General features: G+C 55.7%; 23 protein-coding genes and 1 pseudogene. 13 read left to right on the top strand and 11 right to left on the bottom strand.

Features of this window, described 5'->3' with window-relative positions:
- The first annotated feature begins 1 nt into the window (after position 1).
- The 8 genes and pseudogenes from gspK to ACTG39_RS02455 all read left to right on the top strand — a co-directional run bounded on the left by gspK (position 2) and on the right by ACTG39_RS02455 (position 8,365).
- On the top strand, positions 2–1,036 hold the full coding sequence (gene gspK, locus ACTG39_RS02490) for a type II secretion system minor pseudopilin GspK (RefSeq protein ID WP_439105941.1): 1,035 nt from the start codon (positions 2–4) through the stop codon (positions 1,034–1,036).
- Positions 1,033–2,232, top strand: coding sequence for a type II secretion system protein GspL (gene gspL / locus ACTG39_RS02485; RefSeq protein ID WP_439105940.1), 1,200 nt, complete (start codon positions 1,033–1,035; stop codon positions 2,230–2,232). The genes gspK and gspL overlap by 4 nt, the downstream gene beginning before the upstream one ends.
- The gene (gspM, locus tag ACTG39_RS02480) at positions 2,229–2,708 is read left to right on the top strand and encodes a type II secretion system protein GspM (RefSeq protein WP_439105939.1); all 480 of its coding nucleotides are present in this window, start codon (positions 2,229–2,231) and stop codon (positions 2,706–2,708) included. The genes gspL and gspM overlap by 4 nt, the downstream gene beginning before the upstream one ends.
- On the top strand, positions 2,705–3,466 hold the full coding sequence (gene gspN, locus ACTG39_RS02475; RefSeq protein ID WP_439105938.1) for a type II secretion system protein N: 762 nt from the start codon (positions 2,705–2,707) through the stop codon (positions 3,464–3,466). Before gspM ends, gspN begins: the two co-directional genes overlap by 4 nt.
- A gap of 54 nt (positions 3,467–3,520) precedes the next feature.
- Positions 3,521–3,691 (top strand): annotated as a pseudogene (locus ACTG39_RS02470) (rubredoxin); the annotation flags it as partial.
- A 6-nt stretch (positions 3,692–3,697) separates the two neighbouring features.
- Positions 3,698–5,497, top strand: a complete 1,800-nt coding sequence (locus ACTG39_RS02465; RefSeq protein WP_439105937.1) for an aminopeptidase P family protein — start codon at positions 3,698–3,700, stop codon at positions 5,495–5,497.
- A gap of 108 nt (positions 5,498–5,605) precedes the next feature.
- Positions 5,606–6,961, top strand: a complete 1,356-nt coding sequence (locus ACTG39_RS02460; RefSeq protein ID WP_439105936.1) for a sodium-dependent transporter — start codon at positions 5,606–5,608, stop codon at positions 6,959–6,961.
- Between the two features lie 15 nt (positions 6,962–6,976).
- Positions 6,977–8,365: an alanine/glycine:cation symporter family protein gene (locus tag ACTG39_RS02455; protein ID WP_439105935.1), complete on the top strand. Its 1,389-nt coding sequence runs from the start codon at positions 6,977–6,979 to the stop codon at positions 8,363–8,365.
- Positions 8,366–8,371: 6 nt separating this feature from the next.
- Here ACTG39_RS02455 and cls read toward each other — a convergent pair whose 3' ends face one another.
- Positions 8,372–9,808, bottom strand: coding sequence for a cardiolipin synthase (cls, locus tag ACTG39_RS02450; protein ID WP_439105934.1), 1,437 nt, complete (start codon positions 9,806–9,808; stop codon positions 8,372–8,374).
- A gap of 123 nt (positions 9,809–9,931) precedes the next feature.
- Here cls and ACTG39_RS02445 point away from each other — a divergent pair, with 123 nt between their 5' ends.
- Both ACTG39_RS02445 and ACTG39_RS02440 read left to right on the top strand, forming a co-directional pair.
- Positions 9,932–10,357 (top strand): hypothetical protein, encoded by a 426-nt coding sequence (locus tag ACTG39_RS02445; protein ID WP_439105933.1) that lies wholly within the window; start codon positions 9,932–9,934, stop codon positions 10,355–10,357.
- 493 nt (positions 10,358–10,850) lie between these two features.
- On the top strand, positions 10,851–12,029 hold the full coding sequence (locus tag ACTG39_RS02440) for a pyridoxal phosphate-dependent aminotransferase (protein ID WP_439105932.1): 1,179 nt from the start codon (positions 10,851–10,853) through the stop codon (positions 12,027–12,029).
- A 27-nt stretch (positions 12,030–12,056) separates the two neighbouring features.
- Here ACTG39_RS02440 and ACTG39_RS02435 read toward each other — a convergent pair whose 3' ends face one another.
- The 6 genes from ACTG39_RS02435 to ACTG39_RS02410 all read right to left on the bottom strand — a co-directional run bounded on the left by ACTG39_RS02435 (position 12,057) and on the right by ACTG39_RS02410 (position 16,891).
- Complete coding sequence (locus tag ACTG39_RS02435; RefSeq protein ID WP_439105931.1) at positions 12,057–13,154, bottom strand: S1C family serine protease; 1,098 nt, start codon at positions 13,152–13,154, stop codon at positions 12,057–12,059.
- 5 nt (positions 13,155–13,159) lie between these two features.
- Complete coding sequence (locus tag ACTG39_RS02430; RefSeq protein WP_439105930.1) at positions 13,160–13,879, bottom strand: DUF1499 domain-containing protein; 720 nt, start codon at positions 13,877–13,879, stop codon at positions 13,160–13,162.
- Positions 13,880–13,921: 42 nt separating this feature from the next.
- Positions 13,922–14,806 carry a protease HtpX gene (htpX, locus tag ACTG39_RS02425; protein ID WP_439105929.1) on the bottom strand — a complete coding sequence of 295 codons (885 nt, stop codon included), beginning with the start codon at positions 14,804–14,806 and terminating at the stop codon, positions 13,922–13,924.
- Positions 14,807–14,990: 184 nt separating this feature from the next.
- Entirely contained in the window at positions 14,991–15,404 is a 414-nt protein-coding gene (locus ACTG39_RS02420) for a hypothetical protein (RefSeq protein ID WP_439105928.1), read from the bottom strand.
- A gap of 74 nt (positions 15,405–15,478) precedes the next feature.
- Positions 15,479–16,186, bottom strand: coding sequence for a DnaJ domain-containing protein (locus tag ACTG39_RS02415; RefSeq protein ID WP_439105927.1), 708 nt, complete (start codon positions 16,184–16,186; stop codon positions 15,479–15,481).
- A gap of 18 nt (positions 16,187–16,204) precedes the next feature.
- Complete coding sequence (locus ACTG39_RS02410; protein ID WP_439105926.1) at positions 16,205–16,891, bottom strand: hypothetical protein; 687 nt, start codon at positions 16,889–16,891, stop codon at positions 16,205–16,207.
- Between the two features lie 111 nt (positions 16,892–17,002).
- Here ACTG39_RS02410 and msrA point away from each other — a divergent pair, with 111 nt between their 5' ends.
- Positions 17,003–17,668: a peptide-methionine (S)-S-oxide reductase MsrA gene (gene msrA / locus ACTG39_RS02405; RefSeq protein ID WP_439105925.1), complete on the top strand. Its 666-nt coding sequence runs from the start codon at positions 17,003–17,005 to the stop codon at positions 17,666–17,668.
- 55 nt (positions 17,669–17,723) lie between these two features.
- Here msrA and ACTG39_RS02400 read toward each other — a convergent pair whose 3' ends face one another.
- From ACTG39_RS02400 to rimO, 3 genes are all read right to left on the bottom strand, one after another.
- The gene (locus ACTG39_RS02400) at positions 17,724–18,167 is read right to left on the bottom strand and encodes a CBS domain-containing protein (RefSeq protein WP_439105924.1); all 444 of its coding nucleotides are present in this window, start codon (positions 18,165–18,167) and stop codon (positions 17,724–17,726) included.
- Positions 18,168–18,360: 193 nt separating this feature from the next.
- Positions 18,361–19,083, bottom strand: coding sequence for a 16S rRNA (uracil(1498)-N(3))-methyltransferase (locus ACTG39_RS02395; protein WP_439105923.1), 723 nt, complete (start codon positions 19,081–19,083; stop codon positions 18,361–18,363).
- A gap of 5 nt (positions 19,084–19,088) precedes the next feature.
- A complete protein-coding gene (gene rimO, locus ACTG39_RS02390; RefSeq protein WP_439105922.1) occupies positions 19,089–20,468 on the bottom strand; it encodes a 30S ribosomal protein S12 methylthiotransferase RimO in 1,380 nt (459 codons plus the stop codon).
- Positions 20,469–20,641: 173 nt separating this feature from the next.
- Between rimO and ACTG39_RS02385 the strand changes: the two genes are divergently transcribed.
- Entirely contained in the window at positions 20,642–21,415 is a 774-nt protein-coding gene (locus ACTG39_RS02385) for a crotonase/enoyl-CoA hydratase family protein (RefSeq protein WP_439105921.1), read from the top strand.
- Between the two features lie 55 nt (positions 21,416–21,470).
- On the opposite strand, the gene ACTG39_RS02380 is transcribed toward ACTG39_RS02385, so the two are convergent.
- The gene (locus tag ACTG39_RS02380; RefSeq protein ID WP_439105920.1) at positions 21,471–21,974 is read right to left on the bottom strand and encodes a DUF2244 domain-containing protein; all 504 of its coding nucleotides are present in this window, start codon (positions 21,972–21,974) and stop codon (positions 21,471–21,473) included.
- Positions 21,975–22,086: 112 nt separating this feature from the next.
- Here ACTG39_RS02380 and ACTG39_RS02375 point away from each other — a divergent pair, with 112 nt between their 5' ends.
- Positions 22,087–22,884 carry a sulfurtransferase gene (locus ACTG39_RS02375; RefSeq protein ID WP_439105919.1) on the top strand — a complete coding sequence of 266 codons (798 nt, stop codon included), beginning with the start codon at positions 22,087–22,089 and terminating at the stop codon, positions 22,882–22,884.
- The last annotated feature ends 6 nt before the right edge of the window (positions 22,885–22,890 follow it).

The raw sequence follows: 22,890 nt of genomic DNA, 5'->3' as shown, positions 1-22,890 counted from the left end.
GATGACTTTACCCCGACCACAGAACGGGGTTGCCCTGGTCGTGGCGCTACTGGTTTTTGCCATTTGCGCAAGCGTGTTGGTGGCGCTGCAGCGTGATTTTGATCTTAGCTATCGCCGCGGACTCAACAGTTTTGTCGCAGAACAAAGCTGGGCGTATCTGCGGGGCGCGGAGGAACTGGCGTCGCTTGCGCTGGCCCTTGACTACGATGCTGATCTGGCGAGTGATCTACCCAGAGACGACCTCAATGAGATTTGGGCTCAGCAAGCCACCCCCTATGCTTTGGATGAGGGCGGCTGGATGTTCGGGAGTCTCGCGGATCTTCAGGGTCGATTTAATCTCAATACTTTGGGAGCGCCTCCGTCGTCAGATGCCGCGACCTACACGCCGGCACAGCAGACCTTCATTCGTTTACTTCAGGCGCTCGGCACACCCGAGCTCGATGAGTTTACGGCGGTCGCTATCTCTGACGCCGTGGCGGACTGGATAGATGCGGATGATCAACCGCGACTGAACGGTGCTGAGAGCGCCTATTACGTGTCCTTGCAGCCTTCTTATCGGCCGGGAAACCGGCCCATGATCAGCGCCAGCGAGTTGCTGGCTATTTCAGGGATGACCTCGGAGATTTATCAGGCCCTGCGGCCTTTTGTAACCGTTTGGCCACAAGTGCCCTCTGGTATCAATATTCATACGGCGCCGCTTCCTGTGCTGCGTGCGGTCAATGTCGATGGCGCGCTCCAACCCTTGTCTCTTAGTGACGGTGAGTCACTTCTGCAGGTTCGGGAGGACACAGGTTTTGCGAGCCTCGATGCCTTTCTGCAGTTAGGGGTTTTTTCCGGTGCGCAAACGACCGGGATCGCGGCTCTGCTGACGGAATCTTCCTCATACTTTTTGCTGGCGTCCCGTGTGGAGATTGCCGACCGCGAGCAGCGGCTGTACAGTGTGCTGCGCCGTCAATCGAGAGAGGTCGACGTGCTGCAACGAATCAATGCCAGTCTATACGACATGCCTAATCCTGCTGTTGAGAGTCCCCGGTGAGCGAGAACTTGAGCGTTATCTGTTTGCGCGAAGACAACCTCTGTTGGTTGGACGGGGGATCCGTTTATCTTTTGGACGGAGACGATCCTGCGGTGATCGATCGGCTTCGCCTGAGTCTTGGTGAGCGAGATCACGGGATCGTGTTTGCGGCCCCGGGGAGTGAGGTAAGACTGCTGGAGTTGACCGTGACTCCCGAAGAGCGAAAACACCTGGCAGCCTCCCTGCCATTCATGCTTGAGGAGTCACTTACCGACAGCATCGAAGATCTGCATTTTGCCCGGCGTTTGATTGATAAGAATCACTACGGCGTGGGGATTGTTGACAATCAGACGATGCGGCGTTGGGAAGAGAGTCTTGGGGAGTTCGCCACGCAGTTACCCTGGATTCCTGAGCCCCTGCTGCTGCCCTGGTCCCCGGGTGAATGGATGCTGGTGGTCGAGGAGGACAGCACGCTTGTTCGCTATGGCCGCAATGCCGGTACGCGGGTTGAGAATGAGCTAGTGCCAATACTTCTTAGCGCCCTTTTTGAGGAGTCCCCGCCAAGTAGAGTCATCGTTTATGGTATGAATGAGTCTACGGATCTCGCCCTCCTTACACCTCTTGCGATCACTGATCTTCAGTGGCGAAAGGGCGGGTTTCAGGAGGCTCTCATGCTCAGTGAGTCAGATGCCTCGGTACTCAATCTGCTCCAGGGCGAATTTGCTCCGCAGTTACCCTACGCGCGGTGGTGGGGTCAGTGGCGCAAAGTAGCCGCACTACTGCTCGTAGCACTGGGTATTCATTTATTTTCTGGCTGGCTCGATTTACAGCGCATGGAACGGGAAAATCTTGTGCTACGTAGCGAGATTGAGTCTGTGTATCGTGGGATCAATCCTCGTGGTGCCATCGTTGATGCAGAGAAACAGCTGCAGCGGCAACTCGACGGTTTACGCGGAGGTGGGAGTGGAGCCACCTTCACGGGACTACTAGCACCTTTGGGCGCAGTGTTCTCACCCGAGAGCGATATGGTTCTCGCTAGCCTGAATTACAGCCAGCGAAATGCTGAGCTGAGAGTGAACCTCATGGCGGCCAGTTTTGCCGACGTGGAATCCTTGCGAGGATCACTGGAGCAAGCAGGTTACAGCGCGAGTCTGGAAAGTTCTTCTCGCAGTGGCGATCGAGTGCGTGCGAGATTACGCATAGGAGAGCGTCCATGAAAGTCTGGTTTGAGCGCTATACCCTCCGTGAACAGCTAGCCCTCTTAGCGATGGCATTTGCCGTAATGGTTTACATTTTGGCGATGTTTGTGATCGCTCCTCTCGGACGAGCGCGCGACGAACTCAGTGCCCGGAATCTTGCCACCGCCGAGATACTCCAGCGGGTGGATATCATGGCGACAGAAATAAAGTCATTGGAAGGTACCCAGAGCAATGGTCGTGGGACGCAGCCGGCAAACCTCAGCGCGTCCCTTAATCAGAGCGCGCTGCGTTACGCTTTAAGTGTGAGTCGACTTCAACCCAACAGCCAGGGATCAGTGCAGTTGCGGTTTGAATCAGCACCCTTGGATGCACTCTTACGTTGGATTCATGAGTTGGAAACGGTGCAGGGTTTACAGGTTGATGATCTTTCGCTCAGTCAGACAAGTAGCGCTGGAGTGGTCAGCGCAACGCTTCGCGTCGCAGCAGTCCGATGAAGCGTCGGTTTTGGTTGCCGGCGATAGTCGGCGTGCTGGTACTAGTGTTTTTTATGGTCTTGCAGGCGCCCGCGCGCTTACTTCCGTACTTTCTGGATTCCCAGCAAGTACAGTTATCGGGCGTGTCCGGAACCTTGCGCAAGGGGACTGCAACACGAGCGCGAGTCCAAACTCCAGGTGGTTACTTACATCTGGGGAAGCTTAGCTGGACTTTGGAGCCCCTCAGTCTATTCAGCCTTACACCGACAGCTCAGCTGAGTAGCGTCTGGGGCGGTCAACGAGGCAGCTTGGAGCTAAGACTGGTGGGCGAAGCGCTGGGTATCCGCGATCTTGATATGAACCTCGACGCGGGACTTTTAAAGCAGGCCCTGCCGGTAGAGTTGAGCGGGCGTCTGGAGATGCTTTTTGACGAATTGCTGGTGACCCGCAGCAGCTTGCGCCGTGCCGAAGGACGGCTGGTATGGCAAGGCGCAGCTTGGCAGTCTCCGGGGGGTGCTCGCGCGCTGGGTAGTTATGCCGCGACTCTCACGAGCCCCTCTCAGGAGCGAGTCTTCGCAGATATCGTCACCCTGAGCGGTCCGGTTGTCGCAACGGGCGGTGTAGAGCTCGATGAGCAGAATTTTACGGTGGATTTGTTCATCGAAAGCTCGGGACGGGCGCTGGATCCAGACTTGGCACGCGCGCTGTCGCTCATTGCCAGCCCCGAAGAAAATGGCTACCGTCTTCGCCTTGATGGTGAAGTGGCACAAGGCCGCTAAGACAGAGTTATCAGAGTTTGATTTTCAATCGTTGTTCCCGGAGAACATAGCACTATGAGTGAGCAGTCCTTTCGTAAGTTTGAATGTATTGTCTGTGGATTGATTTATGACGAGGCCGAGGGATGGCCTGACGATGGCATTCCTGCGGGAACGCTTTGGGAAGATGTTCCGGAAGACTGGTTGTGCCCCGACTGTGGTGTGGGCAAAGAAGACTTTGAGCAAATTTGAACCATGAGCCTCGCGGTGGCGGAGAAGAAAGCAAACCTGGATTCTTTACGCAAAGAACTTAAGGCTCGCGGTGTTGATGCTTTTTGCGTCCCGAGAGCCGATGAGTATCTGGGCGAGTACATACCTGCGCACAACGAGCGTTTGCATTGGCTGACAGGTTTTACCGGCTCTGCAGGCATGGCGGTGGTAACGGCAAGAGACGCGGCAATTTTTACCGATGGGCGCTACACGGTGCAGGTCAGACGGCAAGTCGATGCTGAGCATTATCAGTATCGTCGCCTCATCGAAGAGCCACCTCTGGAGTGGATTACCGAGCAGTTAGGGGCTGGCAGCAAGGTTCTCATCGATCCACGGATGTGTACTCTGGACTGGTACCAGCGGGCTAGTCAGATATTGGCTGATGCACATATCGAGCTTGTACTGAGCACCGACAACCCTATAGACCATTGTTGGAGTGCCAGGCCTGAAGCATTTATCGCCAAGGCTTTACTGCTGAGTGAAACCTTCACCGGTGAGCACAGCCTCATCAAGCGCGAACGTCTAGGTAGAGTGATTGCCGATCTTGGTGCAGACGCGGCGCTGATTTTTGCGCCGGACTCGGTTAGTTGGCTATTGAATGTTCGGGGTCGCGATGTACCTCGCTTGCCCGTGCTCCTTAGCTGCGCCCTGCTTGAAAGGACTGGCGATCTGCATTTGTTAGTCGATGAGCGGCGAATTCCCGAGGGGTTTCATGAACACACGGGAGCGGGTGTCTCCGTTGTGCCTGAGGACCAGGCGGCTGCGTTGTTCAGGAAGTTTGCCGGGCGCACAGTGTTGGCGGATCCTGGTACAGCTAATGCCTGGTCCCAACTCAGTCTCGAGGAATGCGGGGCGACCCTGATGGCCTCAGACGATCCAGTGCTGCTACCCAAGGCCTGTAAAAATGCCGTGGAAATCGCCGGCGCTCAGGAGGCACATCGACGGGATGCCGTCGCAGAAATTCGGTTCTTGGCGTGGTTGGATGCCGAGGTGTCTAACGGGCGTTACCACGACGAGGCACTGGTCTCAGACCGTCTGGGCGAGTTTCGGGCCCAGGGAGAGCATTTCCACGAGCTATCTTTTGACTCTATCTCCGCTTCAGCCTCTAACGCTGCTATGTGTCACTACAACCATTTGGATAACAGCCCTGCTGAGTTGATTCCAAACAGCTTGTATCTGGTTGACAGCGGCGGCCAGTACTCGGACGGCACGACCGATATCACTCGAACCGTCGCGATTGGAGAGCCCAGCGAGGAAATGTGCGAGTTGTTTACTCTCGTGCTGAAGGGGCATATCGCTTTGGACAGTGCACGATTTCCTGCGGGCACCACGGGCACCCATCTGGACTCTCTGGCGCGGCAGTTTTTGTGGCAAACCGGCCGTGACTATGACCATGGAACGGGACACGGGGTAGGGGCCTTTTTGAGTGTCCATGAGGGCCCTCAGCGCATTGCCAAGGCCTGGAATGCAACGGCGCTTTCGCCCGGTATGATTGTCAGCAATGAGCCGGGGTACTACCGGGATGGTGCTTTTGGGATCCGCTGCGAGAACCTCTGCGTGGTGCGCGAGGCAGATACAACGTCCAGTGAGGTACCCATGCTGGAGTTTGACGCACTCACGCTGGTGCCCTTCGACAGGCGTCTTATCGATACATCGCTTCTGAGTGGACAGGAGCGAGCCTGGATTGATGCTTACCATGAGCGCGTTGCCCTGGAAATTATGGATCGTTTGGACGAGCAGAGCGATCGCGAGTGGTTGGGCGCTGCAACGGCCCCTCTCGAGTAGCTAGCGGAGACCTTATCAGCGCCCTTGGCATGTTTGCAGAACATGTCGGCTGAAGCGCTGGACGCTTTTGTGTAGACTCCGAGGCTAATTCAAGTTCGGAGTTTGATTATGGCGACAGCCGGCGGTGCGCACTCGCACTGGACCTCTCGCTTTGCGTTTCTCATGGCCTCGGTGGGTTTCGCCGTGGGCCTTGGCAATATCTGGCGCTTCCCTTACGTAACCGGAGAGAATGGCGGCGCTGCCTTCGTGCTGATCTATCTTGGCTGTGCATTTCTCATCGGCGTGCCTATTCTCATGGCAGAGCTGATGATCGGCCGGCGTGGCGATGCCGCGCCGCCCATTGCGATGGAGAATGTTGCCAAGGAGAGTGAGCGCAGTACGCAATGGCGCTGGGTTGGTGGTATGGGCCTCCTCGCCGCCTTTACCATTGAGATTGTCTACTCAGTGGTTGTGGGTTGGGTGCTCTGGTATCTCTTCAAAGCCATTACTACCGGATTTGCCGGTGTTGATGCCGTCAATGCAGAGGCTCAGTTTACGGCGGTTCTCGCTGACAACTGGGGCATGCTCTTTTGGACGCTTGCGGGATTGGCGATCACCGGGTTTATCATTTTTGCGGGTGTCAAAAACGGTATCGAGCGTGCCGTGACCATCATGATGCCTCTGATGTTTGGTCTGCTGATTGTTTTGGCAGGTTTCAACTTTTTTGCGGGAGGCTTCTGGGAGGCGCTGGCCTGGCTTTTCACGCCAGACTTTAGCAAAGTCACTTTTGCCACTGTGCTGGCTGCTATCGGGCAGGCGTTTTTCTCTATCGGTGTGGCCATGGGAGGCATGATGACCTATGGTTCCTATCTGCCGCGCAGCATTTCTATCAGCCAGTCTGTATTCATCATTGTCATTGCTGATACCGCAGTGGCGTTGCTGGCCGGTCTGGTGATTTTCCCCGCCGTATTCAACTATGGCCTGGACCCCGCCGCGGGCGCAGGATTGATATTCCAGACCCTACCCGTTGCCTTTGCCCAGATGCCAGGGGGTTATGTCTTTGCGGTGCTGTTCTTTGTCATGCTTTCGGTCGCGGGCATTACCTCTATGGTGGGTCTGGTGGAGTCCGTGAATGCCTGGATAGAAGAACACTACGGCGTGTCGCGACACAAGAGTGCCATGATCGTGGTCGGCTCGGTCGCAGTTCTGAGCATACTGAGTATTCTGTCCTACAACGTTTTGGATGAGTTGCGTCTGGGGGAGCGAAACTTCAATGATGTTATGGACTATTTCTCCAACCAGATACTGCTTCCCCTGGGAGGCTTGTTCATTGCCATTTTTGCCGGCTGGTTTATGCGGCGCGAACACTCCCAGGAAGAGTTCACAACGTTGAGCGCCGCAGGCTACGCAATTTGGTACTTCCTGATTCGCTATGTTGTACCACCGGCATTGCTGGTCATTTTCGTTTTGGGTGTTTCTGAGTAAACACAAGGACCTACGATGTTAGCAATGCTGAGTGATCTGCTCTGGAGCAAAGTACTGGTTGTGATGCTGGTAGGTATCGGTTTGTACTTCACCGTGGCTTCGCGCTTTGTACAATTCCGATACTTTGGACGCATGTTCGCCGTTTTGGGATCAGCCCTGCACCACGAGAAAGGACACGTAAGTTCTTTTCAGGCCTTGGTTGTTAGTGTTGCCGGCCGTGTGGGGGGTGGCAACATCGCCGGTGTAGCGGTCGCAATTACCCTCGGCGGACCGGGTGCGGTTTTCTGGATGTGGGTCATTGGGCTCATGGGTATGGCCACGAGCTTCTTTGAATGTTCCCTGGCGCAGCTCTACAAACGCTACGAACCCGATGGCAGCTTTCGCGGGGGGCCTGCTTACTACCTTACCAGAGGTATTAATCAGCGCGGGTTGGCGGTCATCTACTCAATACTTCTTTTGATTACGTTTGGCTTTGGTTTCAACGCTGTGCAGTCCTATGTGGTTGCCACCTCTCTCGACGTTTCTTTTGGTGTCCCGACCTGGATGAGCGGCCTGGGATTGGTGGTGTTTCTGGGCTTCGTGATCTTTGGCGGTATCCAGCGTATAGCGGCGGTATCTGAGATTGTCGTGCCGCTAATGGCGGTCAGCTACTTCGCCTGTGCGCTCCTCGTGATTGGCTTGAATATTCAGGAGGTCCCGGGGGCGTTCGCAAGTATTGTGCGCAGTGCCTTTGGATTAGATTCGGCGCTGGGTGGGGGTATTGGCGTCGCAATAATGCAGGGCGTCAAGCGGGGTCTCTTTAGTAACGAGGCGGGCTTGGGGAGTGCGCCCAACGTAGCGGCCGTTGCCTTTGTGCCTCATCCGGCTAACCAGGGAATCGTTCAGGCGTTTAGCGTGTTCATCGATACCATCGTTATGTGCAGCTGTACGGCACTGATCATTCTTTTGTCAGACGTGTATCAGCCCGGGGATACAGGGATTTCAGGCGTAGCCCTGACGCAAAACGCACTGGCTGAGCATTTGGGTGACTGGGGCGGGAGCTTTGTCAGCATTGCGCTGGTGATGTTTGCCTTCAGCTCCATCATGTACAACTACTATCTGGGCGAGAACGCGCTCAACTACTTTAGCGAAGAAAACCGGACTCTGTTTTCGGTCTTTCGGGTGACGGTGTTGGGTCTCGTGTTCTGGGGCGCTGCGCAAGACCTGGGTACAGTTTTCGGCTTTGCTGATCTGACCATGGGGCTGCTGGGCGTAGTCAATCTCATCGGTCTGCTGTGGATGTCCAAGCTGGCGCTGCGATTATTGAAGGACTACGACACGCAGCTCGCGGAAGGAAAAGAACCCAGACTCCATGCGGATGACTTCGCGGATATTGATATTGATCGTCGAGCCTGGCCCGATTGATTGAGCTTAAAGAACGGGAGACATCAGTCGGGCTGCTGCGGTAGCCAGCGGGAACCACGGGGGTTTTGCTGCGAGTTCTTCGACCGTGACGAGTCTCGAGTGGCTGAAGTCTTCCAGAAGCATCTTCTCCACTTCATCACAGAAAGCTTCTTCGTGCACCAGCGCGGTAATCTCGAAGTTTAAGCGAAAAGAGCGATTATCGAAGTTTGCCGTTCCTACGCCAGCCAGCTCCCTGTCCAGCAACAGTACCTTTTGATGCATGAAAGCGGGCTCGTAGCGGTACACAGCAACGCCGGCGGGAAGCAGTTCTCGGGTAAAGGACCAATTGGCAAGACCCACCACCGGGCCGTCGGCTTTATCTGGAATCATCACGCGAACATCAACACCGCGGAGCGCCGCGAGTTGCAGTGCGGCGATAATGCCTCGGTCGGGAACAAAGTAGGGGCTGGCTATCCATATGCGTTCCCGGGCCTGCGTAATGACCTGATGGAACATGAGGCCTGCCTCGTCGAACTCGCTGGAAGGGTCGGAAGGGAAGACTAGAACCGAGCAGTCGCCCGGCGAGCTTCGCTCTATTTGCCAGTCAATGTTTAAGGTCTCTCTTCGCGCCCACAACCAATCGGTCGCAAAGGTAAGCTCCGCGCCGATGACAGCGGGTCCCTGTATTTTTACGTGGGTATCGCGCCAGGGCCCTCGCGCCTCGTCTTCTCCCAAGTACTCGATCCCGACATTGTGTCCACCTATCCATGCACTGTCGCCATCCACAACAACGACTTTCCGGTGATTGCGAAAATTGAGTTGGAAACGATTTCGTCGGCCCTGGGTAGTATTAAACTCGGCCAAGTGCACGCCGGCTTGTGTCAGTTCCTGATGCAGGGCGCTTTTGCGGAAGCTTCGAGAACCAACCTCGTCATAAAGCAGATAAACCTGAAGTCCTGCCCGCGCCTTTTCCGTGAGGACTCGACCCAAACGCTGGCCCAAAGCGTCATCGCGGAGGATGTAGAACTGAAACATTATGTATTGCTGTGCGCTTTGCAGTCCGGCTTCTATGCTGTCAAAAGTTGAATAGCCATCGATGAGAAGTTCTACGGTGTTCCCCCGTACCGTGGGTAGTCTGGCGAGGCGCTGGAGACTGCGATAGAACGCTGCAGATGCATCGCTCGCTTGAAAGTCAAAGAGCTCGCTTCGCGGAATCTGCAATCGTGCTTCGGCCTGGGCCTCGACTTCGGTGCGCTCTTTAAGGTAACCGTCAAATTTGTTGCGCCCAAAGACGAGGTACAGGGGAACGCTGAGGTAGGGTAACGCTAGCAGAGACACTACCCATGCAATAGAGCCCTGCGCCGTTCGCGCTCGGAGGATGGCGTCGATCGCGCTGCCAATGGCCAGTATGTAGATCAGCGCAAAGATAATGCCGATGATCTCGGGTGTGTAGCTGAATTCCATCTTCTGATTCTAGCAGTGCCTGGAGATTCCGTGTCGCTTAGAGCTTGCAGAAGTTCGTATCTGGTCTAGGCTGTTTAGATCACGCATTCGCGTGATTAAACTTTTACCGAAAGGATGACAACAATGAAGAAGATGCTAATTGCCCTATTGTTCTGTATGCCTATGCTCGCAAGTGCGCAGGACAGCTACGATGCCGGATCCTTTTGGGGGGTGGCCAGTGTAGATACAAAAGATGGGCAGTTTGATGCGTACATGGATAATCTGAGCAGCCTTTGGCAGAAGCAGATGGAGATGATGCAGAAAGCGGGTAAGGTAAAGAGTTACAAAATTTTCTCTAACGTTCATGCGCGTGTTGGTGAGCCTGATCTGTGGCTGTTTGTCGAGTGGACGTCGGCAGGCGCAATGATGGATACGACGAACGAAGAGTGGGAGGCTATGACCGAAGAGTTGATGGGCTCTATGGAAAAGAGTCGTGACCTGAGTATGAAGCGGGGTGAGCTGCGAACACTCATGAGCGACATACTGCTACGAGAATTGACTTTTAAGTAGAGTTTGCGCGGCTGAAACCTGAACTTAGGGAGTAAGCATTACAGTATTCGGCTCGGGGCTCTTTGCCTCGAGCCGGATCAACGAACAGTTGATTTTCTAAGCCCTCTTCCCGCGCTCAATGCTCAGTAGAGGGTTCTTCAAGACCTGACGAGAGGTCTTGTCCCGGTGTTTGAGGTGATTCTCCAGGGATAAACTGAATGATTCCCAGCACTAAAAGAAACAGGCTGAGAAGTAACCACTTGATCCCGCCTTTCACATGTCACCTCTCATATCCGATTTTCGATTTTCGACCTTCAAGCTTTGACCTACGACCTACGACCTACGACCTACGACCTACGACCTACGACCTACGACCTACGAGCTTCCCCAACGTTCGGCTGTTCTCTTGACTCGGATTCTCTGCATCATACGCAAGTAGGGTAGCACGCCCTAATTACGATTCGACGCGTCCCCTGCGCTATAATCGCGCAAATTTTTTGCTGGTTTACTCGCTATGTTTTCACCTACTTACGCCCGTATCACCGAGCGGCTTTCTGCCGAAGACAGTGATGTGTGGGCGGTGCACGAGCGGGCGCTGGAAATGCAGCGTAACGGCGACGATGTCATCCTGTTGTCTGTAGGTGACCCTGACTTTCGGACTCCTGAGCCCATTATTGATAATGCGGTCAGCCATCTGCGCGTAGGACGAACACACTACTCGCCGGCGCTGGGCGAAATCAAATTGCGGCGTGCGGTAGCAGATCTTGAAACCCAGACCTCACCCCATCCTTGCAGCGCTGAGGAGGTAGCAGTTTTTCCCGGTGCTACGTCGGCCATTTACGCTGTTTTGTCCTGCCTGTTGGATCCCGGCGATGAAATCGTTGTGCCCGAGCCCATGTATGTCGGCTACACCCCGATTTTTACCGCTCTTGACCTGAAAGTGCGCACGATGGCATTGGATGTCGATCAGAACTTTGCACTGAACGTCGAGGCTCTCAAGGCAAGAATCACTGCAGACACTCGAGTGTTGTTCCTCAACACACCCGGCAATCCGACGGGAGCGATTATTCCCGCGGCGGATATCAGAGAGCTGGCCGCTTATTGTCTGGAGAGAAACGTCTGGTTCGTCTGTGACGAGGTCTACTCCATGTTCTGTTATGAGGGGAAGCACATGTCCGCTCGGGCCAGTGCGGAGTGCCTCGATAACATTGTCATGGTTGATGGACTGTCAAAGTCTCATGCGATGAGTGGCTGGCGTATTGGTTGGGTTGTGGCGCCCCCGACGCTTATTGAACGGCTCGGTGAATTTGCGGGTGCATCATTGTTTGGCAGCCCCCAGTTCATTCAGGACGCTAGCGCCTTCGCCCTTGAGAATGATCAGCAATACGTGCAGGAGATGCGGGACGAGTACCTTCAGAGGCGCGACTTTGTGTTGGGTAAGTTGTCGAGCGTCGAGACTATTAAGTGCAGCAGGCCTCACGCTGGCATGTTTATCATGTGTGACGTTGCGGGTACGGGCATGGACGGTCAGCAGTTCGCGGAACGCTTGCTCTCAGATCAAGCGGTATCGGTTATCCCCGGCAACGCATTTGGGCCGTCGGCGACAAACTTTGTACGCATGGGGTTGGCGCAGAATCAAGCAGTGCTTGATCGTGCCTGCCATCGTATTAGAGAGTTCTGCGCAGCTCTCTAGCTAGACGGATTAGCTTCGACATCTCAATCACTGTGACTCCGTGAGCATAACGTCGAAGTCTTCCTCTCGGTCGCCGCGACGGACCCGCACCGAAATTGTGTCCCCGGCTTTGCGGCTTTCCATGAGCGTCAGGTAGTCGTCATGGCTGTCAATGGTTTGTCCATCGATGGCAATGATCGTGTCTCCAAGCTTTAAGTCACCTCGAGAGGTTCGAGAGACCCCCTGCAAACCCGCTTCCGCTGCAGGAAGCCCGGGAAACACGCGAACGACAGGCATGCCCTCAATGCCGTAACGTCGCCGCCAGCGATCGCTCGCCAGCTCGATTCCCATAATGGGGCGAAGTATTCTGCCGTAACTGATGAGCTGGGGTACCACTTCGCGAACGGTATTGACCGGAATAGCAAATCCGATGCCTGCGCTCGCACCGCTGGGGCTGTAAATTGCGGTGTTGACACCGATAAGTTGCCCCAGGGAATTCAGTAGAGGGCCACCGGAGTTGCCCGGGTTAATCGCGGCATCCGTCTGTACTACACCGCGTATCTGTCGCCCGCTGGGCGCGCGAATCTCTCGCCCCAGGGCGCTTACTACGCCGGTAGTGAGCGTCGTGTCCAGGCCAAAGGGATTGCCAATAGCTAGCACCTTGCGACCTACGGAAAGCTCGGTGGAATCACCCAGGGGTAGAGTGGTGAGATCCTCTGGGGGCTCCAGCAAGCGAAGTACCGCAAGATCTTTCTCTGGTGCGCTGCCAATGAGTTCTGCGGCATAGCTGTTGCCATCTTGCAGGGTCACCTGCATGCGGTTCGCCTCCGCCACCACATGATAATTAGTGACGATGAGTCCGCTGGCGTGCCAGACAAAGCCGGACCCCGAGCCCTTGGGTATCTCCATGACGTCCAAAGAGAAGCGGCTGCGACGACGGAGTGTTGTAGTAGTCACATAGACGACGGCAGGACTTGCCTTACTAAAGATTTCGGTACTGTTCGCCTCGTCTTCCGTGGCAAAGCTTAGGTAGTCCTTGGTATCAGCAGCAGAAACTACCCCGGAGGTCAGCAGCAGGACGGGCAGTAGCAGCCTTAATAACGCCCGCCGCAGAAGCAGGCTGTAAGCTCGAAGCCGGCGCAGCATATTGCTCAGCCCTCGGCGGCCTGAAATGCGGCCATGAAGCTACGAATGCGCTTGGCGTTTGCACCAAGATCGCTCACGCCCACCCGTGAGACCGAGCGCATATCAATGAGACTGCCTTCGGCGTTGGTTTGTACGCGGATGACGATGTCATCCTTAAACTGCATGATTGCTGTGGTATCCACTGCTTCGATAAAGCCGGCATTGGAGTCTTCACGGACAATTTCCCACCCCATCGCGCGGGCGGTCGTTAATGCGCGATTGTAGCTGTTCGTGTAAGAGCGAGGACTCTCGAGGGTTTGTAGATCTGGATAGGCCGCGCGTTGTTGCTCTACCACCTCTTCCGTGAGATCGATAGGATTACTGTTGTCGCCCCTAAGATTAAGTACTTCTTCAAAGACCGGCGGATCTTCCAAGTCTGTGCCGATATCGTGAATAGGTGGCACGTCCCCGGCCTGCATAGCCATGAGCAATAACGCTGCCCCGGGCAGCGCAGGCAGGGCCCGCTTTAGGATAACCATCCGTTCGCCTCGCCAACGCGGCAAAAGACTTTGCACCGCCATGAAGGCCAATACGACGGCGCTTAGCAGTGCGGAGATTGCGTACAGTAAAAGCCCCTGCTGCCAGTTGCCAGTGCGTACGACCAGCACAGAAATGGCCAATACCGCCAGGAAAAACCAGGCAATGTAGCTGGGCCAACGTATCCACGCGCTGGTATTCTCACTCATGGTTCTTGCCTCTCATTCATTTGGTGTGATGTAGATTGTTGTTTAGGCGCCGCTTTGAAGCGCTGCTATGCGTTGATCCAAAGGAGGGTGTGAGCTGAATAAAGCTTTCATACCCTGCTTGGCGGTCTCACTGATACCAAAGGCGGTGAGTTCTCCCGGTAGGTCCTGAGGGGAGTCCTGATTCCCCCGAAGTCTCTCCAGCGCTGCAATCATATCTCCGCGGCCCGCAAGGCTGGCTCCCGCAGCATCGGCCCTAAACTCGCGCCATCGTGAGAACTTGAATACGATGATACTGGCCAATATACCCAAGACAATTTCTGCAACGATAGAGACCACGAAGTATCCAATGCCGTAACCGCGTTCCGTTTTAAAGACCACGCGATCCACCGTGTGGCCGATGATACGTGCAAGGAACATCACAAAGGTATTCACCACGCCCTGTATCAACGTCAGTGTGACCATATCGCCGTTTGCGACGTGACCAATTTCGTGACCGACAACCGCACGTATTTCGTTCGCCGGGAAGCGTTTTAGCATCCCCGCACTGATGGCAACGAGGGCTGCATTTTTATTCCAGCCGGTGGCGAAGGCATTGGGAGCTTCACTTGGGAAGATTCCCACTTCGGGCATGCCAATACCCGCTTCCTGCGCAAGTTCCGCAACGGTATCCACGAGCCACTGTTCGTCGCGATTGCGTGGCTGCTCGATGATGTAGGTGCCGGTGCCGCGCTTGGCCATCCACTTGGATAAAAACAGTGAGATCAGGGATCCACCCATCCCAAACAGGCCACAGAAGACCAACAGAGCCTGCAGATTGAGGTCTACACCGTTGGCGGCGAGAATGCCTTCGAAGCCCAGCAGCGTAAACACGCTGCCTACGAGAATCAGCACGGCAAAATTGGTGGCGAGGAACAGCAAAATGCGCATAGTAAATACCTGTGTCGAACCCGGCCGCAATCCGTAGATTGCCTCGGTACGTGTAAAAGGTTCCGGGGATAAATCCCGCACTCATTCATAGTGGGGGTGCGCCCGATCTTTTCAAGTCATGCAGTCTTGCTATTCCTACGGCGTAGCCCGCTGCAGGGCTTTACGCTCAAAAGCTAGGTGTGTCTTATCCGACCGCAGCGCTTAGTGGAGGTTCCTCCAGCTCAGAGTCTGTGGCGTCGGCTTCTTGCTGACTGGCTTCGCTCTCGTCTCCGTCGCTTGCGAGTGCTTCTTGAGCGATTTTTTCAGCGGCCTTTTGCGCCGCTTTCTCGGCAGCTTTCTCTGCAGCTAAGTCGGCAAGCGTTGGTGTTAAATGACTGCTGGCGTCGACCATGGGGTCTTTTCGGTCATCGACATCGCAGGCGAGTACTTCGCCGCGCAAATCGATGTCCTTGGCACTGAGCTCTACCAGCTGATTCACAGCTTCGTCGCGATGTTTGATTTTCAGTAGTCGTTGCGGCTCCCGACCATCGACCCACTCTCCGGCACGGGTCCAAAACTGACCTAACTGATTTCGGATGACGAATACTTCATCACTCATGTTGCTGGCTTTCCTTTTAGTGTGGTGAGAATTTGTTGAATACGTTTGTCGTGAATCTGCGTCCGGTCACTGTTTCAGTCCCGGGTAAGAAAATCTTTGGCTTGATTGATTTTCGCGGCAAGATAGTCGGACCCACCTCGATCGGGGTGCAGTTTTTGCATCAGTTTGCGATGGGCATCGATAATGGCTTCTCGATCGGCGTCTTCGTTGAGTCCCAGGATCTCCAGCGCTTCTTTTTGAGACATACCGCCCACTGCGGGCGCCTCCTTTTCGCTGTTTTCCCGCGCTGCGTCCTGAAATCGCTGTTCCAGATAGCCGTCCAGTAGCTGCAGGGATTCCGAGTCGTTATCTTCGCAATATTGTCGCAGAGAATCGAGCTGTTCCCGGTCCATTTCGTCAAGGAGCCAGTCTTTGAACGGTCCCTCAACGACTTCTCCCGAGAGTGCGCCCGTTTCGTGATCGAGATGCATGCGCAGAATGCTTGTTGTGACCGTCGACTGCTTGCTGCCCGTCGCGGCCTGAGACTTCAATGACGAGAGCATAGGGAACAGACGTAAGAGAATCGGTAGTGATTGCCGAGCGGCTACCAGTAAACCGGTGATCGCGGCGCCCACCCAGTGCATCTTGCCCGCGAGGGTCAGGAGGACCACCGCTACAACGGCCACGCCAACACCGAGCTTGAAGTATTCGCCGCGTCGTTTGTGGGGCGGCATAGCAGCAACGCGCCGAAGCAGTATGTATACGACCGCGCCGATGGCCAGCAATAAAATCAGTCTTGGCATTAAGTTCTCGTTAGTCTGTTAACGGTTGAGTTGTTCAAGCAATAGTTGCGCACCTGGCGTAGGGCTGCTCTCCAAGGCTTTTCGTCCGCCCGCGGCATAGCGCGCTACTGCGCCTAGCAGCTCGCGAAGTCTTTGCGCGCTGCTTTGATCGAAGCGCTCATAAGCGCCGCCGCTCAGTCTGGCCATGGTTTCAAAGCACCGCTGTGCTGCGGGTTCATGACCCTCCTGAAAGATAAACAGGGGCAGAGACTGTAAGCGGCATTTCCCTGCCAGATCCTGCAATGCAGCGGCGTTTTCTTCTACGGCATCGCCTATAAACACCAATCCCCGGGCACTCACAGCGGCTTGTTGCGTCAAAGCAGCACGGAGAAGTCGTGCGATCTGTGTACGCCCCGCGGCGCACTGCACCAGGCTCATTCGCGTGGCGAGCGCGGAGGCATCGCTTTGCCATGCATCCAGATGCAGCTCACCGATCCCGCGATAATAAGCGAGTTGAATGGAGAGTGACGCGAGGTCATCCGTTGCCCTAAACATATCGGCCTGAAGCTCGCAGGCGAGATCCCAGGTCGGCTGCCTGCTGGCAGTAGCGTCAATAGCGAACAAGAGTCTGGATCGTGTGGCACTAAAACGCTGTACAGAGCGCGCGCGCTGTAAAAAGGCACGCACATCGCCGGAGCTGGCTTGCTTAGTGGGAGGGCGAGGCATCGTTAAAGTGAACCGACATGATGCGAGAATGGTATACCCTTCACTACGCGGCTCCAAGCGCGTTCGAAATCGCCCACATAGAGCCAGTATCATTGTCCATGGAGATTACACGTGAAGTTGTTTGAATTGCGTAAGAAGCACGCTTTGCCTGATGCCAAAACCGCCTTGCCAGGGCGCGAGGAACCCCTTGCCGTGGCAGATCGTCATCATGTTCTGGGCACTCCATTGCAGGGACCCTTTCCGGCGCACATGCAGCAGGTGGTGTTTGGTATGGGATGTTTTTGGGGTGTAGAGCGCCTTTTTTGGCAGCAGAAGGGCGTTTTTTCCACGGCCGCAGGCTACGCCGGAGGGCATACGCCTAACCCAAGCTATGACGAGGTCTGTTCTGGACGCACAGGACACACCGAGGCGGTTCTGGTGGTGTTTGACCCCGCGCAGCTGAGCATTGACGACTTGCTGCGTACCTTCTGGGAAGGTCACGATCCAACCCAGGGTATGCGCCAGGGTAACGATCTGGGAACGCAGTATCGGTCAGCTATCTACGCAAGTGATGCGGAGCAGCTAGCCGCCGCGCAGAAGAGCCAGGTGGCGTTTCAGGCGCAGCTGGACAAAGCAGGTTACGGCAGCATCACCACCGACGTCGCCATGGCGGGTACCTTTTATTATGCCGAGGACTATCATCAGCAGTACCTCAGCAAAAATCCGGGCGGCTATTGTGGTTTGGGCGGCACCGGGGTGACTTGCTCCGTCGGACTGGATCTGGCAGCGACCGAGTGAGGGCCGGACAAGGATTCCCAAAGGACTGAATCAGGAGCGAACCCGGAGTGAGAACCTAAAAATCCTCTTCAGGCTCGCTCATCTCCAGTTGCTCCATGAGAACAATGGCAACTTCGAGAAAGTCTGAGTCAGTGACTATGCCTACGAGTTGTCCGTCGCGGGTGACCGGTAGGCACCCAAGACGTTGTTTTCTCAGGAAGCCAGCTACCGCTTTGAGTTCAGCGTCTTCGCTTACAGCCTGTACCGGCGAGGTCATGACCGAGGACAGTGCTACGTAATTCTCTTTGCCACTGGCCTGCAGGTCTTCGTGCACCAGTCGCGAGTCGCTTGCTGCGAGCACATCCCTATGTGATACCACGCCAACGACGTTGCCATCATTCGACAGGATAGGCACATGTCGGACGTGATGTTCCCGCATGAGAGATGCCGCATCCAAAAGACTGTCGTCTGGTCCCAGGGTGTAGGGCTGAGCGGTCATTATTTCTGCGACACTTAGCATAGCTACTCCTCTACCGTTCACTGTGAGTTTCATTATTTGGTGCTCACCCTTGGTCATTCCGGAGGCAGTGAGCCTTCTTCGCCGGCTAGCTACCTGTTACGACGAAGGAGTGGTCAAAGTAGAGGACTAAAGGCGGTTCATCATTGATCCGCGTCAAGGGTCGGCGAGTTAGCGACCGGGCGTGTTTCGAAGGCTAAACGTCCAGGAGGGTCAGATGACGGCCAATGGCGCAGTGCAAAGCAGTTTCTACACGAAGCATTCGGGCCCCCAGTCCAACACAACGAGCCCCAGCCTGCTGGATTAGCTGTCGTTCAAAGGGAATAAAGCCGCCCTCAGGTCCAATAAGTAGCAGGCTGGGCGCTGCAGGTGTGTTGGGATAGCTGTCCTGCGCGCCGAGATCTGCGAGCAAAGCATCCCGGTCTGCGCAGAGCCCGGGAAGGGTATCTTCAGCGAAAGGGCGAAAGCGCGTGTGTAGAGAGACTTTGGGCATGGTCGTGTCCATGGCCTGCTCCAAACCCGCAAGGAGTGCTTCGTTCAGAGCATGCGCTTGCATGAGGGGGCTTTGCCAATAACTTTTTTCCACACGAAAACTATTGATCAGATGGATATCTTTTACACCGGTCTCAGCAAGGCCGCGGAGAATTCGGCGGAGCATTTTGGGGCGGGGGAGCGCCAGGACAACGCTAAGAGGCAAAGGACCGGGTGATGCCCGGTCAAGGGTCACAGCAATGACTGCGAGGTCATTGTCGATGGCGCGGATAACACCCTGGCCAATATCGCCGTTGAGCTGCCCCAGGCGCAGGCTGTCACCGCTCTGAAGTTTCAATACGTCGTTGAGATGCCGGAGTCGACGGCCCCTAAGGTGCAGCTGCTTGTGGGCGTCTAGTTCATCAGCCTCAAAAATCAGCAGATTCACAGTGCCTAGTCTATCCAGAGGTCATATTCATCGGCGCGAGAAACGGTTCCCCGCACCCAATCTCCCGGCGTTAAATCGGAGGCACCAGGAATATGCACCCGTCCATCGATCTCCGGGGCATCCGCACTGGAGCGCCCGGTGGCGCCATGGGAGTCTACGTTGTCGATAAGCACTTCTATCTCACGACCAACTTTAGCCTGGAGTCGTTGGGCGCTGATGGCCTGCTGGCGAAGCATGAAGCGTTCGTAGCGTTCCTGCTTGAGTTCCTCGGGGACATGGTCGGCAAGCTCATTTGCCGTGGCACCGGTGACGGGGGAATACTGAAAGCAGCCCACGCGGTCCAGCTGCGCTTCGTCCAGAAAACTCAGCAGCTCTTCGAACTCCGCATCGGTCTCTCCGGGAAAGCCCACAATAAAGGTACTGCGAAGGGTGATATCGGGGCACTGCGTGCGCCAGTTATCGATGCGAGTTAGCACCTTTTCTGTGGCAGCGGGGCGGCGCATACGTTTGAGCACTGCATGACTGGCATGCTGAAAGGGGATATCCAGATAGGGAAGGATTTTGCCCTCTGCCATCAGAGGAATCACTTTGTCGACGTGAGGGTAGGGATACACGTAATGCAGGCGTACCCAGACACCCAGCTCGCCCAACGCTGCACAGAGACTCTCCATGCGCGTGGAAAGAGGCCGGCCCTGCCAAAAGCCTGTGCGGTACTTGAGGTCCACACCGTAGGCACTGGTGTCCTGGGAAATGACCAGCAGTTCCCGCACACCAGAGCGAACCAGTGCCTCAGCTTCGTCCATAACATCGCCGATGGGTCGGCTCACAAGATCGCCGCGCATGGACGGGATAATGCAAAAACTGCAGCGATGATTGCAGCCCTCAGAGATTTTCAGATAGGCATAGTGGCGGGGCGTCAGACGCACCGTAGATGCGGGAATGAGGTCGGTGAAGGCATCGCGCGGCGGTGGCGCGGGCACATATTCGTGCACCGCCGCCACTACTTCTTCGTAAGCTGCAGGCCCGGTGACAGAAAGCACCTTGGGATGTTCGGCGCGGATACGCTCGGCATCGGCCCCCTTGCCCATGCAGCCCGTCACAATGACTCGGCCGTTTTCAGAGATTGCCTCGCCAATAGCCTGCAGGGACTCTTCCTTGGCGCTGTCGATAAAGCCACAGGTGTTAACGACTACGAGCTCAGCGTCATCATAGTTCCCAACAATGTCGTAACCATCAAGCTTTAGCTGAGACAGAATACGCTCGGAGTCCACCAGGGCTTTGGGGCAGCCAAGGCTTACAAAGCCGACGGTACTATTGCCTGCGGCGGTGTCACTGCGATCAGTGCCAGTATTAGCGTCAGGAAAACTGCCGGATTCAGTAGACATAGTTTTGGTCGATACGCAAAAGCGCGAAGGGTAGCATGCTCGATACGGCGCGAAGTAATCAGGGGTCTCCCCTGATGCTCGTTGGATGACCTTTGTAGCGAGATGTCCTTTCGTCTCAATGCCAGGATGATTGACGTTTAATAATAAGCTTAAGAACTGCTGGGAGAAAACTAATGACCGTGACGGTGGAGAGTGAGGGGCGTGTTCTTAAGGTGTTTATCGATCGCCTGGAGAGTCGCAATGCCATAGATGGACCGACAGCCAGTCGGCTTGCCATGGCTTTTCAGGAGTTTGATGGAGATGACTCCCTTGACGTGGCGATCCTTCAGGGTAGGGGCGGTACTTTTTGCGCTGGGGCCGATTTAAAGGCCATGGCTAGTGGCGAGAACATGAATCGTATGCAGGCCTTTGGAGATGGCCCGATGGGGCCGTCTCGCATGCAACTGAGTAAGCCTGTAATTGCCGCTGTAGAGGGTCATGCCGTTGCGGGAGGACTTGAGCTTGCTCTGTGGTGTGACTTGCGGGTCGCAGACCCTGAGGCGATTTTTGGCGTGTTTTGCCGACGTTGGGGCGTGCCCCTGGTTGATGGCGGAACCGTTCGCCTTCCTCGGCTTATCGGTCAGTCCCGGGCGATGGATATGATACTGACGGGTCGACCGGTAGGCGCCACAGAGGCGCTGGAAATGGGTCTTGCTAATCGAGTGTCTGCCCCGGGCGCAGCGGCAGCCGAAGCCCTTGCCCTCGCTCAGGAGATATCGGCCTTTCCCCAGGCCTGTATGCGCGCGGATCGCGCCAGTGCTCTTGCGCAGTGGTCTTTGAGCGAGCAGTCGGCATTGGCCAATGAGTATGCGGGAGGAGAACAGGTGGTGCTTAGTGGAGAAACCCGCCGCGGTGCGGAGCGTTTTAGTGGAGGCCTCGGGCGCCACGGAGACTTCGATGCGATTTAGAGTCGCGGTTTCTTTCGTCAGCTGCTGTTGACGTCGTCTGTCTCACACTACGCTGTTAAACTTTGATGCGACGCTGGGGGCTGTGGGTTCTCACCAATAGCTCTTTACGAAGCAGCGCCATAAGGGACAGGCAGTCGTCACGGTTTAGAAACTCTCCCACCATGACGGTTTCCTCGTCGCCATGAACGCTGAGTCTGGGTCCCTCCCAGGGGTGCTTCTCCGGGGTGATAGCCAAGGCAACCTGATCTCGATTGAAGCGCCACCGTCGTTTCGGCGCGTAGTGCCCTTTGTCTATGCACACCATGCGCTCATCAAGGGTGATGACGTGGCGGTACTCGAGTTTCCAGTTGACGTAGTAAAGCGCCGCGGCCAAGGCAAATAATTCTGCACCAGCGAAGGGTAAAATCGGCCACGCACCGAGTGCAGTAAATCCTATGGCAGCACTTAACGACGGCACAGACACCGCCATTAGCGCCAACTTGTTGTTGCGCCAGGTCGATGAATGATTGGGTTTTGCGATGATTACCAGAGAAGCATCGCTGCGGCTGCTGCTGACCACTAGTTTGAATCCTTATAAACTGCCCCGAGTATAGTGCACCTTCAACGGCGTCCACACAGGACTGAAATGAGTCCTTAGTGTTACGTCTGCGTTGTTTAAGGAGATCAGATACATGCCGCAGTTTCTGGATGCCGCCGAGGTCAAAAGCTTTGCTGGCGTGGTTATCGATTGCAGGTTTTCCCTGGCTGATGCCAATGCGGGTCGCGAGGATCATGGCCGGGGGCATATTCCCGGTGCGCGCTATCTCGATCTTGCTACGGACATGTCTGCCGCGGTGGGGGTTCACGGCGGCCGACATCCCTTGCCGGCTACCCATGTCTTTGCGCAGACCCTTGCGGGCTTGGGCATTGACCACAGTACTGAGGTGCTACTTTACGATGATTCGCGTTTTGCCTTTGCCGCGCGCTGCTGGTGGATGATGCGAGCTTTGGGTTACCCGGAGCCTCGGATACTGAGCGGTGGTTATGCTGCATGGCGGGCTTTAGGCGATGCACCCGAAACCACTGTTTCCTCCGTGCCAGCGATCGAGGCTCCCTGTGTCCCCGAGGAGTGGCCCGGCGCTTGCGACAAGGAGCAGTTGGCAGCACTGCAGGGGCAGTCGGCGGTGCTCGTGGATGCCCGGGAAGCACAGCGCTACCGCGGAGAGCACGAACCTATAGATCCTGTCGCCGGCCATATTCCCGGAGCCATCAACCTGCCCTGGCAAAGCTTTAGCAATGAGGTAGGAGAGTTTCTCGATCATGAAGCCTTACGCGCATGCTGGGGGGATAAGCTGGATGCGTCGCCTATGGTGGTGTACTGCGGTTCGGGTGTGTCCGCCTGCGTCAACATCTTGTCTCTGGCGGAACTGGGGCGTGAGGATGTGTGGCTTTACGGCGGCAGCTGGAGCGACTGGTGCAGCTATCTCTGAGGGCCC

This window comes from Congregibacter sp., from assembly GCF_965662665.1.
In the GTDB taxonomy this organism is placed as follows: domain Bacteria; phylum Pseudomonadota; class Gammaproteobacteria; order Pseudomonadales; family Halieaceae; genus Congregibacter.
This window is presented reverse-complemented; position numbering and strand designations above follow the sequence as displayed.

Excerpts from the sequence above, each read along its gene's own strand:
- gspK (WP_439105941.1), top strand. The coding sequence starts at position 2 with ATGACTTTACCCCGACCACAGAACGGGGTTGCCCTGGTCGTGGCGCTA.
- gspM (WP_439105939.1), top strand. The coding sequence starts at position 2,229 with ATGAAAGTCTGGTTTGAGCGCTATACCCTCCGTGAACAGCTAGCCCTC.
- gspN (WP_439105938.1), top strand. The coding sequence starts at position 2,705 with ATGAAGCGTCGGTTTTGGTTGCCGGCGATAGTCGGCGTGCTGGTACTA.
- ACTG39_RS02465 (WP_439105937.1), top strand. The coding sequence starts at position 3,698 with ATGAGCCTCGCGGTGGCGGAGAAGAAAGCAAACCTGGATTCTTTACGC.
- ACTG39_RS02460 (WP_439105936.1), top strand. The coding sequence starts at position 5,606 with ATGGCGACAGCCGGCGGTGCGCACTCGCACTGGACCTCTCGCTTTGCG.
- ACTG39_RS02455 (WP_439105935.1), top strand. The coding sequence starts at position 6,977 with ATGTTAGCAATGCTGAGTGATCTGCTCTGGAGCAAAGTACTGGTTGTG.
- cls (WP_439105934.1), bottom strand. The coding sequence starts at position 9,808 with ATGGAATTCAGCTACACACCCGAGATCATCGGCATTATCTTTGCGCTG.
- ACTG39_RS02445 (WP_439105933.1), top strand. The coding sequence starts at position 9,932 with ATGAAGAAGATGCTAATTGCCCTATTGTTCTGTATGCCTATGCTCGCA.
- ACTG39_RS02440 (WP_439105932.1), top strand. The coding sequence starts at position 10,851 with ATGTTTTCACCTACTTACGCCCGTATCACCGAGCGGCTTTCTGCCGAA.
- ACTG39_RS02435 (WP_439105931.1), bottom strand. The coding sequence starts at position 13,154 with ATGCTGCGCCGGCTTCGAGCTTACAGCCTGCTTCTGCGGCGGGCGTTA.
- ACTG39_RS02430 (WP_439105930.1), bottom strand. The coding sequence starts at position 13,879 with ATGAGTGAGAATACCAGCGCGTGGATACGTTGGCCCAGCTACATTGCC.
- htpX (WP_439105929.1), bottom strand. The coding sequence starts at position 14,806 with ATGCGCATTTTGCTGTTCCTCGCCACCAATTTTGCCGTGCTGATTCTC.
- ACTG39_RS02420 (WP_439105928.1), bottom strand. The coding sequence starts at position 15,404 with ATGAGTGATGAAGTATTCGTCATCCGAAATCAGTTAGGTCAGTTTTGG.
- ACTG39_RS02415 (WP_439105927.1), bottom strand. The coding sequence starts at position 16,186 with ATGCCAAGACTGATTTTATTGCTGGCCATCGGCGCGGTCGTATACATA.
- ACTG39_RS02410 (WP_439105926.1), bottom strand. The coding sequence starts at position 16,891 with ATGCCTCGCCCTCCCACTAAGCAAGCCAGCTCCGGCGATGTGCGTGCC.
- ACTG39_RS02400 (WP_439105924.1), bottom strand. The coding sequence starts at position 18,167 with ATGCTAAGTGTCGCAGAAATAATGACCGCTCAGCCCTACACCCTGGGA.
- rimO (WP_439105922.1), bottom strand. The coding sequence starts at position 20,468 with ATGTCTACTGAATCCGGCAGTTTTCCTGACGCTAATACTGGCACTGAT.
- ACTG39_RS02385 (WP_439105921.1), top strand. The coding sequence starts at position 20,642 with ATGACCGTGACGGTGGAGAGTGAGGGGCGTGTTCTTAAGGTGTTTATC.
- ACTG39_RS02375 (WP_439105919.1), top strand. The coding sequence starts at position 22,087 with ATGCCGCAGTTTCTGGATGCCGCCGAGGTCAAAAGCTTTGCTGGCGTG.